Raw genomic sequence first — 12,746 nt, 5'->3', positions numbered from 1 at the left:
CTCTGCTCAGCGTAGAAGGAAACCGAGTCCGAGTTCGTCGTCCGCCTCGACGATGAACTCAGCCCGTCCGGAATAATAGGCGCGGCCGCCGACGCGGGCGATGATCGCCTCGTGCAGGCCAGCCTTCGCCGTCCGCACCGCGGACCCGGAAAAACGCGAGCCGGCGATGCTTTCGAACATGCGCGTCTGTCCTATCGCGATCTCGCCCTTGGCGTGCATGGCCGCCAACCGCGCGGTCAGGCCGGAGCCGGTCGGCGAGCGGTCGACCTCGGCCTCGGCGAAGACACAGACGTTCTTCGTCACCTCATTGGAAAACGCGTCGCGGCCATCGGTCAGGATGGTGCCGTAGAGAAAGGCAAGATCGGCGTGGTCGGGATGCGACAGCGGAAATTCGGCCTTGAGCCTGTTGGTCAGTGCCGTCGCCGCATCGACGAAATCGCGTACCCGGTCGCGGCCGAATTCGAGCCCGAATTGGTGGCAATCGGCCAGCGCGTAGAAGGCGCCGCCATAGCCGATGTCGAAACCGATCGTGCCATGGCCCGCCAGCTCTATCGTCTGCCCGCCGGCGAACAGGAAGGCCGGCACGCTTTCGAACGACACCCCGCCGGCCTTGCCGTCCCTGACCTCGACCGAGGCGACGACCAACCCGCACGGCGCCTCGATGTTGACGATCGTCACCGGCTCGCGTTTCGTCACTAGTCCTTCGTCTACGGCGTAGCGCCCGAGCGCGACGATGGCGTGGCCGCACATGGTCGAATAGCCCTCATTGTGCATGAACAGCACGGCGAGATCGGCGCCGGGCAGGTCCGGCTCGACCAGCAAGGCACCATACATGTCGTAATGGCCCCGCGGCTCGAACATCAGGATTTTCCTGAGATGATCGAGACGGTCGCGCACATAGGCGCGCTTCTCCAGGATCGTGCCTTTCGGGATATCCGGATAGCCGCCGGTGACGATCCTGAGCGGCTCGCCGCCGGTATGCATGTCGACGACGGTCAGCGTCATGCGATTGGGCCCATCTAAGCTGAAGGTTTGCCGAACAGAGCCTGCAATTTGCCGAAAGGCATGGCGGCGCGGGTGAAGCCGAACGTGCCGTCCTGCTGGATCTCGCGCGCCGCCGTTTCCAGCATGCCGTAGGCGAAATTGGTCAGCCACGGCCCGAGCGAAATACGCTTGACGCCGGCCATGGCGAGATCGGCGATGGTGAAGCCGGGTCTTGCCATGACGTTGACCGGCTTGCTGACCGCCGAGCAGATCGCACGCACCATCTCGACGTCGCCGATGCCCGGCGCATAGAGCACATCGGCGCCGGCCTTCTCGAAAGCCTGCAGCCGCTTGATGGTGTCGTCGAGATCGGACTTGCCCCACAGGAAATTCTCGGCGCGTGCGGTGAACACGAAATCGCGCTTCAGCGCGCGCGCCGCCTCCACGGCCGCCGCGACGCGCTCGACGGCGTGCGAGAAATCATAGATCGGCTTGTCCGGGTCGCCGGTGTGGTCCTCGATCGAGCAGCCGGCAAGGCCGGCCGCTTCCGCCGCGAAGACGGTTTCCGCGGCACTGGTCGGGCTGTCGCCCTTGCCTTTCTCGAGGTCGGCCGAGACCGGCAGGCTGGTCGCCGCCGTCAGCTCGCGGCAATGGTGGATCATCTGGTCGAAGGTCACGGCGCCATCCGGCAGGCCGCGCGAAAAGGCAAAGCCGGCGCTGGTCGTCGCCAGCGCCGTGAAGCCGAACGAAGCCAGCAGCTTCGTCGTGCCGATGTCCCAGGGATTGGGCATGACGAAGGTCGAGGCATGCAGGTCGCGAAAGATCTTGCCCTTGTCCATGGTAGTTCCCCCATCATGTGCGGTGTGGCTAAACAGATTTTATCCTGCCCCCTTTGGTCGGGCAAACGAATGCGGTTGGTTCAGAAGCGTTTGGCGTTCTCTCCTGCCAATTTGTCCAGCGTGTCGGAATCCATGGCGTAGCGCGATGTCTCCTGATGGCGGCATATGACTGGCAGGGTGGGTTTCATGCGCGGCCTCAGGTCTGGCGGGCCAAGCTACCACGGACAATCGAGGCGTACAGCAGTAGGCTGGAGATCAGATCAGTGGATCGGCACCAGCCCGGCCAGTTCGCGCATGTCGTCGAACAGTATGCCCCCGGCCTGGACCAGGCCATCTCGGTCGGAATGGGGATCGGCGTAATAGGAAAACACCCGCATGCCGGCGGCGATGCCTGCCTGCGTGCCGGCGACGCTGTCCTCGATGACGATGCAGTCGGCGGGCGAAAAGCCCATGGTCCTGGCCGCATGCAGGAACAGGTCGGGAAACGGCTTGCCGCGCGCGGCCATGGTCGAAGAAAACATTGCGTGCTCGAACAGCGGTAACAGCCCGGTCTGGCCGAGCGTGATGTGCATCTTCGACACCCTGGCCGAGGTGGCGACGCAATAGGCGATGCCGGCTGAACGCACGGCTTCGACAAACTCGCGGACGTAGGGGATCGCCTCGACGCCATGGGCGAACAGATCCGGCAGGCCGGCGTTCCAACGATCGACGAAGTCGGCGCCGAGCCTGACGCTGGTTTCCTCTTCGATCTGTTTTTGCACCGACGCCATGCTGCGGCCGGAGAAATTCTTGCGGCAATATTCGAAGCTTGTCGGATAGCCGGCGGCGCTCAACCATTCGGCGAGGCGCCGATTGGCGAGGTTCTCGGTGTCGACCAGGATGCCATCGCAGTCGAAGATGACAAGTTTAGGCAGTTCAGACATCAGGCGGTGCCGGTCGATCCGAACCCGCCCGAGCCACGCGCCGTGCCGCCGGCCAATGTACGTTCTTCCCCGGCCGCCTGCGTCACCGCCGCGAAGACGATCTGGGCGATGCGCATGCCGCGCGTCACGGCAAAGTCCTCGTCGCCGAGGTTGATCAGCAGCACCTTCACCTCGCCGCGATAGTCGCTGTCGATGGTGCCGGGCGTGTTGAGGACGGTCAGCCCATGTTTGAAAGCAAGTCCGGAACGCGGCCGCACCTGACCTTCCATACCTTCCGGAATTTCCAGGATCAGCCCGGTCGGCACCAAAGCGCGTTTGCCAGGCAGGATCAGCAGCGGCCGGTCGTCGGGCACCGCGGCGCGCAAATCCATGCCGGCCGCACCGGTGCTTTCATAGGCTGGAAGGGGAAGTCCTTCACCATGCGGCAACCTGACGAAGCCGACGGTCGGACCGATGACGGAGGGAGTTTGAAGGGCTGCGCGCATAAAATCGATCCTATCGGCGCGAACGGCGATTCGGTCAACTCGACCGCAATGCTATCAACGTCTTTCTTTCAGGCATCACTATGACCTGGTCATCGGAACGACGGTGGTCTCCTTGATCTCCTCCATCACGAACGAGGCGGAAACGTCCGACAGCGCCACCTTGGCGATCAGCCGCTGGTAGAGCCGGTCATAGGCCTTCACGTCGGCGACACGGGCGCGCAGCACATAATCGAGGTCGCCGGACATGCGGTAAACGCCGGTGATCTCGGGAAAGCCGGTCACTGCCGCGCGGAACTTCTGCAGCCACTCCGGGTCGTGGTTGGACGTGCGGATCAGGATGAAGACGGAAAGGCCAAGTCCGAGCTTTTCGGCATCGACCAGCGCCACCCGGCCGGTGATGACGCCATCCTCTTCCAGCCGCTTCACCCGGCGCCAGCAGGCATTGCGCGACAAGGCCACCCGCTCCGACAGCTGGTCGACCGACAGCGTGCCGTCGCGTTGCAATTCGCTCAGCAATTTCCGGTCGATTTCGTCGATTTCCAATGCCATATGGGATGTTTGTCCCATCAATGGGCCAAATACAAGGATAATTTGAGACCGATGAACCGGCGAAGCGTGTCAGGATACTCATATCAGGAACTTCAAGCGCTGAAGGGGAACCAGCATGTCGGTCGCAAGGATTTTCACCTCTCATCCGGCCAAGGTCGGCGAAACCTATTTCGGCCACATGGCCTTTGCCGCTTGGTTCTCATCGCGGCTCCTGATGGCGGCGGGCGCCGCGCTCGTTCACGCTTTCTTGCCATTTCTGTTTGAAACTACAGCCAGCCGAATCGTTCGCGAACTCTACGAGCGGACGCACAACAGAGGCACACACGCGACCAAGGAGCCCGCGGCTCTTATGGATCGCGCCTAGAGGACGACAGAAGCGATGTGCCGATGGGCGGCCTATCTCGGTGAAGCGGTCTTTCTCGAAGACATCCTCACCGCGCCCTGCCACTCGCTGATCGCCCAGAGCCATTGCGCCCAGGAAGCAAAGTCGCCGACCAATGGCGACGGCTTTGGCCTTGCCTGGTATGGCGACCGCCCGGAGCCCGGTCTTTACCGCGACATCCTGCCGGCCTGGTCCGATCCCAATCTGAAGAGCCTGTGCCGGCAGATCAAATCCGGCCTGTTCCTCGCGCATGTGCGGGCGTCCACCGGCGGCGCCACCAGCCGGATGAACTGCCACCCGTTCATCTCCGGCAACTGGTCATTTATGCACAACGGCCAGATCGGCGGCTTCGAGAAGATCCGCCGCGCGCTGGAGAACTCGCTGTCCGACGCCGTTTTCGACCAGCGCGAAGGCACCACCGATTCCGAGTTGTTTTTCCTGCTGACGATCGATGAAGGGTTGGCCGGTGATCCGCAAGGTGCCGTCTCGCGTGCCACCAGCCGCGTGCTCGACGCCTCTCACCGCGCCGGTCTCGATCCGTCACTGAAACTCACCGCCGCATTCTCGGACGGGCAGGCTCTTCACGCTGTGCGTTATGCGACCGACGCCCACGCGCCGACGCTCTACACCTCCACCTTACGCAAGGGCGGCGGCCGCTGCATCATGTCCGAACCGTTTGACCGCGAGGGCGGCGATTGGCAGGCTATTCCGCCATCAAGCTTTGTCACCATGACCAGGGATGGCATGGCTATTCGCCCCTTTGCTCCGGCTGCGGCGAAGCTGGCCCTGGCCGTCTAGTTGCAAATCACGGCAACGTCGCGCGCATCGGCTGGCAATCACCTTCAGGGGTTTTGCGGCGCGCTGGAATGTCTCAGCCAATGGCGGTCGAAGACATCGAGAATGGCGCGGAACTCGGCTGGCGGGATCTGGTGGACGCCGCCATCGCTGCCTCCCACGAGGAACCGTATGAGTTGTCGGTCGACCTGCTCCGGCTGGTCGATGGATATGCCGAGCGATGCCAAATCCTCTGATATCGACTGGTCGCCTAGCAGGTATCCGCCCCACGAGGTGGTCCCAGGCGCCGGATCGTGCAGGCGTACCATGAGGATCCTGGTCAATGACGGCAGGGTCTCCGGGCCGATAATAGCGGTTCCGCACATATACCCGCCAAGCACACTTCCCGGCTGCGACTGCGGCAACAGGCTGATGAAGAACTGGGCATCGCCGCCCGCTTCCTTCAGATGCACGTAAAGAGCGCGCTTGGCCGGCGTGACCGGGCCGCCAAGCACCAGCTGGCCTGTCGGCAAGGCTTCGCGATATGTGGCGGTCAAGCCATGCAGACCAGGCCCTGCCTCGATCGACAGGATGCCCTTGATGATCTGGCCGCGATAGTAAGGCGACCAGGCGCGCGAATAACATGCATAAGCACCGGTCAGCGCGAACACGAGGCTGCGCTCATCATGGCTGGAGGAGGCATCGAATTGATTGCCGGCGCGGCGTTCGAGCACCGCGCTGTCGATGCCGTGGCGGGCTGCGATGGCTGCGGTGAAGTGCGGCAGGTCGCAGTCGGCGATCCATGAGCCGGGCTGCTCCAAGCGAAGCAGCTTCGCCCAATCGTCATAGACACTGTGCTCGCGCGGCTGGGCGCGACCTTGCAGCCATTTGTCGGCGCGGCCGAGATCGAACGCGGTCTTGGGATTAACGGCTCGGAACGCCGCCGCCAGATCCTTGCGGGTGACGGTCCCCAATAACGCCGACGTCAGCCGCAATTTCTGCGCGATGTGCTGTGCCATACGGCTGCCTCTTGCTGCTCGCTGTCTGCCATATCATGCTGCATCCATCCTTTCACGATATATTTCCATTAGCTAATATTCCAGGAATTCCAGAGAATTCCACGGTATTCCGTACGTGCTGCCTTTTCCGGTAGCGGTCCGGCGCTAAGCTCGCGGAGGGCAAGGGGCTTATCTTCCGCGAGAAAGTGCTGAACGTGGGCCGAGCACGTCCCTTCCTTCGCAGAGCACCGACACGCTCCAATCGAGCAACGAGCAACCAAGCTCAAGGAGCCTGCTGACAACCTTACGTTGTGGCACCTCAACCTGAAGGAACGACCGGATGACCTCGAATGCCTCTTCCAGACTGACGTTCATTGTATTTACCGCTGGTTGTATCGCGTTGGCGCTGCTCTTTCGATACGCGCCGGTCGGTGAATTCCCCTCGAAATATATCAAGGCCGCACCGGTGGCGCTCGCCGCAAATCCGACGCGCATCGACGTCGACAATGAGGCGCACGCCATACGCTTCTACATCGATGGCAAGCAGGTCGCCTTGCTCGATCAGTCCGGTTTCAGGCAGTGAGGCGCCAAGCCGCGCAAGGCGGCGCGGCGGTTTTGAGTGCATGAGACAAGAACTTGGGCACGACGCATGGGTGATCCAGAAAATGCGGAGCGCTTTGGAGCCAGAGAGGAAACCGTCATGAAACTCATTCTGTCCGCGTTGCTTGTGCTGCTTGCCTTGTCGCAGGTGGCGGAGGCGAAGAAGAAAGTCTTGGTGACGCAGGACAATGCCGCCAAGGCGCAGGCGACCCGGCCGCAACTCGACAACGCATGGACAGGCGGGATTAGGCCGGCCGCGGATGCAAAGGCGCGAGCCACCGACGGGATGCAGTACCCGCCGGCGCTGTATTTCAATTTCCTTTAGGCCGGTTGCTGGCCGGCGTCGGATCGATGCCCCGTGCGGCATCGGCCGCGGGCTTTCGCCGTCCGCCGGGCTATTGAGCGAAGCGTCCCAATCCATAGGGCGCCAAAAGCGGGTCGCGCTCGCCCTCCAGTATTTCCCGTGCGGCGAACAGGCCGACGGCCGGCGCCAGCGTGATGCCCGAATGCATGACCGCGACATAGACGCCGTCCATGCCCTCGGCGCGGCCGATGATCGGAAAGCCGTCGATCGGCGTCGGTCGGTAGCCGACCGTGTGGAAATCCAGTTCCAGCCCGTCACTGTCGCGCAGCATGGCCTTCATGGCCGCGAACAGCGCGCGGGCGGTGTCTTGCGGATCCATGCCCGGATCGGCACCTCCGAAATCCGAACCGGCGATGATTCGCCCTTCGGCTGTCTGGCGCATGTGCAGCCGCTCGGCCAGCACCAGGCCGTTAAGCAGCTTTTTGTAAGGCCGAGAGTGAACGATCAGGCCGGGCGGTGTCTCGATCGGCAGGTTGATCCCGGCCGTCGCGGCGATGTCCGGGGAGCCGACGCCGGCCGCGATCACCACCTCGTTGGCGGCAATCAGGCCATGCGATGTGTCGACACCGGTGATCTTGCCACCGGTCTGGACCAGCGCCGTGACCGTGCTGGAGATGATGCGTGCGCCATGTCGCTCCGCGTCTGCCAACAGTGCGCGGGCGGCGGCCACCGGCTCGGCGACACCCTCCTCAGCCACATGCAGGGCAAACTCGGGAAGCTCGGCGAGATTTGGCTCGATGCGCGCCGCGCCGGCGCGATCGACGCGCTCGATGCCGTAAGCCCAGGCGGAATGCTCCGTGGCATAAGTTTCCATTGCGGCGGCCGGCAAATCCCAGCACAGGCCGCCGCACCAGCTGAGCGGGAGGCCGGGCAGGTCCTGCGCCAGCCGCGACCATTCGGCCATCGCGCGGGTGCGTAGCCGGAAATACGGCTCCGGATTGCCCCAACTTGCGTTGATCCAGGCGAACGAGTTCGGCGTCGCCACCCCGCCCGCGGCGCTGTCGGCGATGACCGTCACCCGCGCCCGCGCCCGCGCCTTGGTCAGATGCCAGGCGATGGAGGCACCGATGATGCCGGCGCCAATAACGATCACTTGTTTGGCCGCTGTCATGTTCGCTCCTTTGCCTCGTCATTTCGTGGGGATGTTCATCCAGTGCCATCCCGGCAGCCGCTTGCCAACGCGAAATATGCGGCAATGCTCTCGTCCGAACCACGGCGTGACCGACTCCGTGCTCTGACGGACGGGCGGCAACCAGCGGCGTCCGCCCGCCGGACCGGTCGACAGCTTGGCACTGCGCTGCTAGAAGCCCGGCCTGTCACACGGAAATCCCAGAGAATGCCCGAAGCAATAGAAGAAGAAGTGGCGCGCCGCCGCACCTTCGCGATCATCGCGCACCCGGACGCCGGCAAGACGACGCTCACCGAAAAGCTGCTGCTGTTCGGTGGCGCCATTCAGCTTGCCGGCGAGGTCAAGGCCAAGAAGGACAAGATCCAGACCCGGTCCGACTGGATGAAGATCGAGCGCGAGCGCGGCATTTCGGTCGTCACCTCGGTGATGACCTTCGAGTACGAGGACAATGTCTTCAACCTGCTCGACACGCCCGGCCACGAGGATTTCGCCGACGACACCTATCGCACGCTGTCGGCGGTCGACTCGGCCGTCATGGTCATCGATGCCGCCAAGGGCATCGAGCCGCGCACGCTGAAACTGTTCGAGGTCTGCCGCCTGCGCGACATCCCGATCATCACCTTCGTCAACAAGATGGACCGCGAAAGCCGCGATCCGTTCGAGATTTTGGACGAGATCGAGCAGAAGCTGGCGCTGGACACCGCGCCCATCACCTGGCCGATTGGTCGGGGAAGAACCTTTTCCGGCACTTACCATCTGGCGTTGAACGCGGTGCGCAAGGGCGACGACGAGAAGGAACGCACGCCGGTAAACGGTCCCGATTCCAATCGCGTTGCCGGGCTGTTGCCGGAAAACGAGCGCGAGGCCTTCATCGAGGAGCTGGAATTGGCGCGCGGAGCCTGCCGGCCGCTCGACATCGACACTTTTCGCGAAGGCCACCTGACGCCGGTCTATTTCGGCTCGGCGCTGCGCAACTATGGCGTCCGCGACCTGATCGAGGCGCTTGGCGCCTTTGGGCCGCCGCCGCGCGCGCAGGAAGCCGATACCCGCAAGGTCGAGGCGACCGAAGAGAAGATGACATCCTTCGTTTTCAAGATCCAGGCCAACATGGATCCCAACCACCGCGACCGCATCGCCTTCGTCCGAGTCTGCTCGGGCAAGCTCGAGCGCGGCATGAAGGCCAGGCTGGTGCGCACGGGAAAACCGATGTCGCTGTCGGCGCCGCAATTCTTCTTTGCCCGCACCCGCGTCACCGCCGACGAGGCCTTCGCCGGTGATGTCGTCGGCATTCCCAATCACGGCACGCTGCGCATCGGCGACACGCTGACCGAGGGCGAGGAGATACTGTTCCGCGGCGTGCCGAATTTCGCCCCGGAAATCCTGCGCCGTGTCCGCCTCGGCGACGCTATGAAGGCCAAGAAGCTCAAGGAAGCGCTGCACCAAATGGCCGAGGAGGGCGTCGTGCAGCTATTTTCACCCGAGGATGGTTCACCAGCGATTGTCGGCGTCGTCGGCGCGCTGCAACTCGACGTGCTGAAGGAACGGCTGAACTTCGAATACACGCTGCCCGTCGAATTCGAGATGTCGCGCTTTTCCGTCTGCCGCTGGATCTCGGCCGACGACAAGGCCGAGGTTCCCCGCTTCATCGAGGCGCATCGCGGCGACATCGCCCGCGATCTCGACAACGACCCGGTGTTTCTGGCCCAGCACGCTTTTTCGCTGAACTACGAGGCCGAGCGCTGGAAAGCGATCCGCTTCGCCACGATCAAGGATTATCAGGTCCGCGACAAGGCGGCTTGAAGTTCTCCCTTCTCCCCGTTTTACGGGGAGAAGGTGCCCGAAGGGCGGATGAGGGGCAGCGCCAACCTCAAGAATTAATGGACCCCTATATGCCCCCGGCCCTTCGCAGGCTCAGGGCGTTCGAAGCTCGAAAAGCCAAGCAATTGGCTTTTCGTCCGCTACGCGGACCGCTTCTCACCCCCTGGCCGCTTCCTCGATCTTGGCGATGTCGATTTTGACCATCTTCATCATTGCCTGCATCACCCGGTCGGACCTGGCCTGATCAGGGTCGCGAAGCAGTTTCGGCAATTGCTCCGGCACGATCTGCCAAGACAGGCCGAATTTGTCCTTCAGCCAGCTGCACGCAACCGGCTGCCCGCCTTCGACAAGCTTGTCCCAGAAATAATCCACTTCCTCCTGCGTCTTGCAGTCGACGGAGAGCGAGATCGCCTCGGTGAACTTGTGTTGCGGGCCGCCATTGAGCGCCTGGAATTCCACACCATCGAGCTCGAACGACATGACCAGCACCTGGCCTTCACGATCGCCGCCGCTCTTGCCCCAGCGCGTCGTGCTCAGCACCTTCGAATTTTTGAAGATGGAGACATAAAAATTCACAGCCTCCTCGGCCTGGGTGTCGAACCACAGGAAAGTGGAGATCTTTTGCATGTCGCGCTCCTCGGGTTGTCTTTTGCTGTTGCAGGGAAACGGCAGGTTTCGAGAATTGTGCCATATCTTGCCGTTTGTCCAAGGACGGGCATACGGCATGCAATCCGACAGCAGGCCGCAATTTTTTCGGAAGCTCTGGTTTTTTGCGGGGAATCTGGCGCATTGCAAAATTGTGGCCAGACCATACTTGCGCGTCTATAACGCCTGCGGCCCGAATTCAGCTCCGCCGCGCCATTCCTGGGCTGCGGCCAGCCACCAAGGAAAAAATATGCCTGCCTATCGCTCCCGCACCACCACCCATGGCCGCAACATGGCCGGCGCCCGCGGCCTCTGGCGCGCCACCGGCATGAAGGACAGCGATTTCGGCAAGCCGATCATCGCGGTGGTCAACTCCTTCACCCAATTCGTGCCGGGCCATGTCCATTTGAAGGACCTCGGCCAGCTGGTCGCGCGCGAGATCGAGAAGGCCGGCGGCGTCGCCAAGGAGTTCAACACCATCGCCGTCGATGACGGCATCGCCATGGGCCATGACGGCATGCTCTATTCGCTGCCGTCGCGCGAGCTGATCGCCGATTCCGTCGAGTACATGGTGAACGCGCATTGTGCCGACGCCATGGTCTGCATCTCCAATTGCGACAAGATCACCCCCGGCATGCTGATGGCCAGCTTGCGCCTCAACATCCCGACCGTCTTCGTTTCCGGCGGGCCGATGGAAGCCGGCAAGGTGGTGCTCGCCGGCAAGACGCAGGCGCTCGACCTGGTCGACGCGATGGTCGCGGCCGCCGACGACAAGGTCTCCGACGAGGACGTCAAGGTCATCGAGCGTTCGGCCTGCCCGACCTGCGGCTCCTGCTCGGGCATGTTCACCGCCAATTCGATGAATTGTTTGACCGAAGCGCTTGGCCTGTCGCTGCCGGGCAACGGTTCGACGCTGGCCACGCATGCCGACCGCAAGCGTCTGTTCGTCGAGGCCGGCCACCTGATCGTCGATCTCGCCCAGCGCTACTACGAGCAGGATGACGAAACCGCGCTGCCGCGCAACATCGCCTCGAAGGGCGCCTTCGAGAACGCCATGACGCTCGATATCGCCATGGGCGGCTCGACCAACACCGTGCTGCATATCCTGGCCGCCGCGCATGAGGGCGAAATCGACTTCGATCAGGATGACATCGACGCGCTGTCGCGCAAGGTGCCGGTGCTGTGCAAGGTGGCTCCGGCCAAGTCCGACGTCCACATGGAAGACGTTCATCGCGCCGGTGGCATCATGGCGATCCTCGGCCAGCTCGACAATGCCGGCTTGATCAATCGCGACCTGCCGACCGTGCATACGTCAACGCTCGCCGAAGCCCTCGATCGTTGGGATATTTCCCGCACGACCAGCCAGAGCGTGCGCGATTTCTTCCTCGCCGCCCCTGGCGGCGTGCCGACGCAGGTCGCCTTCAGCCAGGATCGCCGCTGGGACGAACTCGATCTCGACCGCGAAAAGGGGGTCATCCGCTCGGCCGAATACCCCTTTTCCAAGGACGGTGGCCTTGCCGTGCTGAAAGGCAATCTGGCGCTCGACGGCTGCATCGTGAAAACCGCCGGCGTCGATGAATCGATCCTGAAGTTCACCGGCCCGGCGCGCGTCTTCGAAAGCCAGGATTCGAGCGTCAAGGCGATCCTGTCCAACGAGATCAAGGCTGGCGATGTCGTCGTCATCCGCTATGAGGGGCCGCGCGGCGGCCCCGGCATGCAGGAAATGCTCTACCCGACCAGCTATCTGAAGTCGAAAGGGCTGGGCAAGGCCTGCGCGCTGGTCACCGATGGCCGTTTCTCCGGCGGTACGTCGGGCCTGTCGATCGGCCATGCTTCGCCGGAAGCCGCCGAAGGCGGGCTGATTGGCTTGGTGCAGGAAGGCGATACGATCGAGATCGACATCCCGAACCGCAGCATCCGCCTTGCTGTCGACGATGCGGAAATCGCGGCCCGCCGGGTGGCGATGGAGGCCAAGGGCGCCCTGGCCTGGAAGCCCGAGGAAAAGCGCAAGCGCAAGGTGACGACCGCCTTGCGCGCCTATGCCGCCATGGCGACCAGCGCGGCCAAGGGCGCGGTCAGGTTCGTGCCGGAGTAAATTAGGCTGCGGCCCCTACCTCCCCCTTGTGGGGAGGTCGGACCGAAGGTCCGGGTGGGGGGCGGCGCGGGGGGGGGGGGGCGGCCCCCCCCCCCCGCGCCCCCCCCCCCCCCCCCCCCCCAGCGGCCAGAGGCGGCAAGGCGGCGGAAACAAAAAGAAAA

14 protein-coding genes are annotated in these 12,746 nt (G+C 63.3%); 6 read left to right on the top strand and 8 right to left on the bottom strand.

Translation table 11 applies throughout. The features are described 5' to 3' along the window. Positions 1-6: 6 nt before the first annotated feature. The 5 genes from NKH19_RS08150 to NKH19_RS08130 form a co-directional block, all read right to left on the bottom strand. Entirely contained in the window at positions 7-1,005 is a 999-nt protein-coding gene (locus NKH19_RS08150) for a proline racemase family protein (RefSeq protein ID WP_352982088.1), read from the bottom strand. 14 nt (positions 1,006-1,019) lie between these two features. Continuing rightward, complete coding sequence (locus tag NKH19_RS08145; protein ID WP_352868940.1) at positions 1,020-1,823, bottom strand: isocitrate lyase/PEP mutase family protein; 804 nt, start codon at positions 1,821-1,823, stop codon at positions 1,020-1,022. Positions 1,824-2,083: 260 nt separating this feature from the next. Next, positions 2,084-2,746, bottom strand: coding sequence for an HAD family hydrolase (locus NKH19_RS08140; RefSeq protein WP_352868937.1), 663 nt, complete (start codon positions 2,744-2,746; stop codon positions 2,084-2,086). Beyond that, complete coding sequence (gene dut, locus NKH19_RS08135) at positions 2,746-3,231, bottom strand: dUTP diphosphatase (protein WP_352868935.1); 486 nt, start codon at positions 3,229-3,231, stop codon at positions 2,746-2,748. Before dut ends, NKH19_RS08140 begins: the two co-directional genes overlap by 1 nt. Positions 3,232-3,309: 78 nt before the next feature. Continuing rightward, on the bottom strand, positions 3,310-3,780 hold the full coding sequence (locus NKH19_RS08130) for an Lrp/AsnC family transcriptional regulator (RefSeq protein WP_352868932.1): 471 nt from the start codon (positions 3,778-3,780) through the stop codon (positions 3,310-3,312). Positions 3,781-3,895: 115 nt separating this feature from the next. Between NKH19_RS08130 and NKH19_RS08125 the strand changes: the two genes are divergently transcribed. Further along, positions 3,896-4,144, top strand: a complete 249-nt coding sequence (locus NKH19_RS08125) for a DUF6356 family protein (RefSeq protein WP_352868929.1) — start codon at positions 3,896-3,898, stop codon at positions 4,142-4,144. 15 nt (positions 4,145-4,159) lie between these two features. Further along, positions 4,160-4,960: a class II glutamine amidotransferase gene (locus NKH19_RS08120; RefSeq protein ID WP_352868927.1), complete on the top strand. Its 801-nt coding sequence runs from the start codon at positions 4,160-4,162 to the stop codon at positions 4,958-4,960. Between the two features lie 44 nt (positions 4,961-5,004). On the opposite strand, the gene NKH19_RS08115 is transcribed toward NKH19_RS08120, so the two are convergent. Beyond that, complete coding sequence (locus NKH19_RS08115) at positions 5,005-5,955, bottom strand: hypothetical protein (RefSeq protein WP_352982087.1); 951 nt, start codon at positions 5,953-5,955, stop codon at positions 5,005-5,007. A gap of 319 nt (positions 5,956-6,274) precedes the next feature. Here NKH19_RS08115 and NKH19_RS08110 point away from each other — a divergent pair, with 319 nt between their 5' ends. Further along, a complete protein-coding gene (locus NKH19_RS08110; protein WP_352868922.1) occupies positions 6,275-6,517 on the top strand; it encodes a hypothetical protein in 243 nt (80 codons plus the stop codon). Between the two features lie 66 nt (positions 6,518-6,583). Continuing rightward, positions 6,584-6,859, top strand: coding sequence for a hypothetical protein (locus NKH19_RS08105; RefSeq protein WP_352868919.1), 276 nt, complete (start codon positions 6,584-6,586; stop codon positions 6,857-6,859). A gap of 70 nt (positions 6,860-6,929) precedes the next feature. On the opposite strand, the gene NKH19_RS08100 is transcribed toward NKH19_RS08105, so the two are convergent. Then, a complete protein-coding gene (locus NKH19_RS08100) occupies positions 6,930-8,009 on the bottom strand; it encodes an NAD(P)/FAD-dependent oxidoreductase (protein ID WP_352868917.1) in 1,080 nt (359 codons plus the stop codon). Positions 8,010-8,234: 225 nt separating this feature from the next. Between NKH19_RS08100 and NKH19_RS08095 the strand changes: the two genes are divergently transcribed. Further along, complete coding sequence (locus NKH19_RS08095) at positions 8,235-9,827, top strand: peptide chain release factor 3 (RefSeq protein WP_352868914.1); 1,593 nt, start codon at positions 8,235-8,237, stop codon at positions 9,825-9,827. A 174-nt stretch (positions 9,828-10,001) separates the two neighbouring features. Here NKH19_RS08095 and NKH19_RS08090 read toward each other — a convergent pair whose 3' ends face one another. Further along, the gene (locus NKH19_RS08090) at positions 10,002-10,472 is read right to left on the bottom strand and encodes a VOC family protein (protein ID WP_352868912.1); all 471 of its coding nucleotides are present in this window, start codon (positions 10,470-10,472) and stop codon (positions 10,002-10,004) included. A 268-nt stretch (positions 10,473-10,740) separates the two neighbouring features. Between NKH19_RS08090 and ilvD the strand changes: the two genes are divergently transcribed. Next, the gene (ilvD, locus tag NKH19_RS08085) at positions 10,741-12,585 is read left to right on the top strand and encodes a dihydroxy-acid dehydratase (RefSeq protein ID WP_352868909.1); all 1,845 of its coding nucleotides are present in this window, start codon (positions 10,741-10,743) and stop codon (positions 12,583-12,585) included. Positions 12,586-12,746 lie beyond the last annotated feature (161 nt).

Origin of the sequence: Mesorhizobium sp. M1338 (assembly GCF_040318045.1) — a bacterium.
GTDB lineage: Bacteria > Pseudomonadota > Alphaproteobacteria > Rhizobiales > Rhizobiaceae > Mesorhizobium.
Note: the sequence above shows the minus strand (reverse complement) of the source record. Positions and strands in the feature narration are given on the sequence as shown.

Bases quoted from the DNA above. Each gene is read 5' to 3' on its own strand.
- NKH19_RS08150 (WP_352982088.1), bottom strand. From the start codon at position 1,005: ATGACGCTGACCGTCGTCGACATGCATACCGGCGGCGAGCCGCTCAGG.
- NKH19_RS08145 (WP_352868940.1), bottom strand. From the start codon at position 1,823: ATGGACAAGGGCAAGATCTTTCGCGACCTGCATGCCTCGACCTTCGTC.
- NKH19_RS08140 (WP_352868937.1), bottom strand. From the start codon at position 2,746: ATGTCTGAACTGCCTAAACTTGTCATCTTCGACTGCGATGGCATCCTG.
- dut (WP_352868935.1), bottom strand. From the start codon at position 3,231: ATGCGCGCAGCCCTTCAAACTCCCTCCGTCATCGGTCCGACCGTCGGC.
- NKH19_RS08130 (WP_352868932.1), bottom strand. From the start codon at position 3,780: ATGGCATTGGAAATCGACGAAATCGACCGGAAATTGCTGAGCGAATTG.
- NKH19_RS08125 (WP_352868929.1), top strand. From the start codon at position 3,896: ATGTCGGTCGCAAGGATTTTCACCTCTCATCCGGCCAAGGTCGGCGAA.
- NKH19_RS08120 (WP_352868927.1), top strand. From the start codon at position 4,160: ATGTGCCGATGGGCGGCCTATCTCGGTGAAGCGGTCTTTCTCGAAGAC.
- NKH19_RS08115 (WP_352982087.1), bottom strand. From the start codon at position 5,955: ATGGCACAGCACATCGCGCAGAAATTGCGGCTGACGTCGGCGTTATTG.
- NKH19_RS08110 (WP_352868922.1), top strand. From the start codon at position 6,275: ATGACCTCGAATGCCTCTTCCAGACTGACGTTCATTGTATTTACCGCT.
- NKH19_RS08105 (WP_352868919.1), top strand. From the start codon at position 6,584: ATGGGTGATCCAGAAAATGCGGAGCGCTTTGGAGCCAGAGAGGAAACC.
- NKH19_RS08100 (WP_352868917.1), bottom strand. From the start codon at position 8,009: ATGACAGCGGCCAAACAAGTGATCGTTATTGGCGCCGGCATCATCGGT.
- NKH19_RS08095 (WP_352868914.1), top strand. From the start codon at position 8,235: ATGCCCGAAGCAATAGAAGAAGAAGTGGCGCGCCGCCGCACCTTCGCG.
- NKH19_RS08090 (WP_352868912.1), bottom strand. From the start codon at position 10,472: ATGCAAAAGATCTCCACTTTCCTGTGGTTCGACACCCAGGCCGAGGAG.
- ilvD (WP_352868909.1), top strand. From the start codon at position 10,741: ATGCCTGCCTATCGCTCCCGCACCACCACCCATGGCCGCAACATGGCC.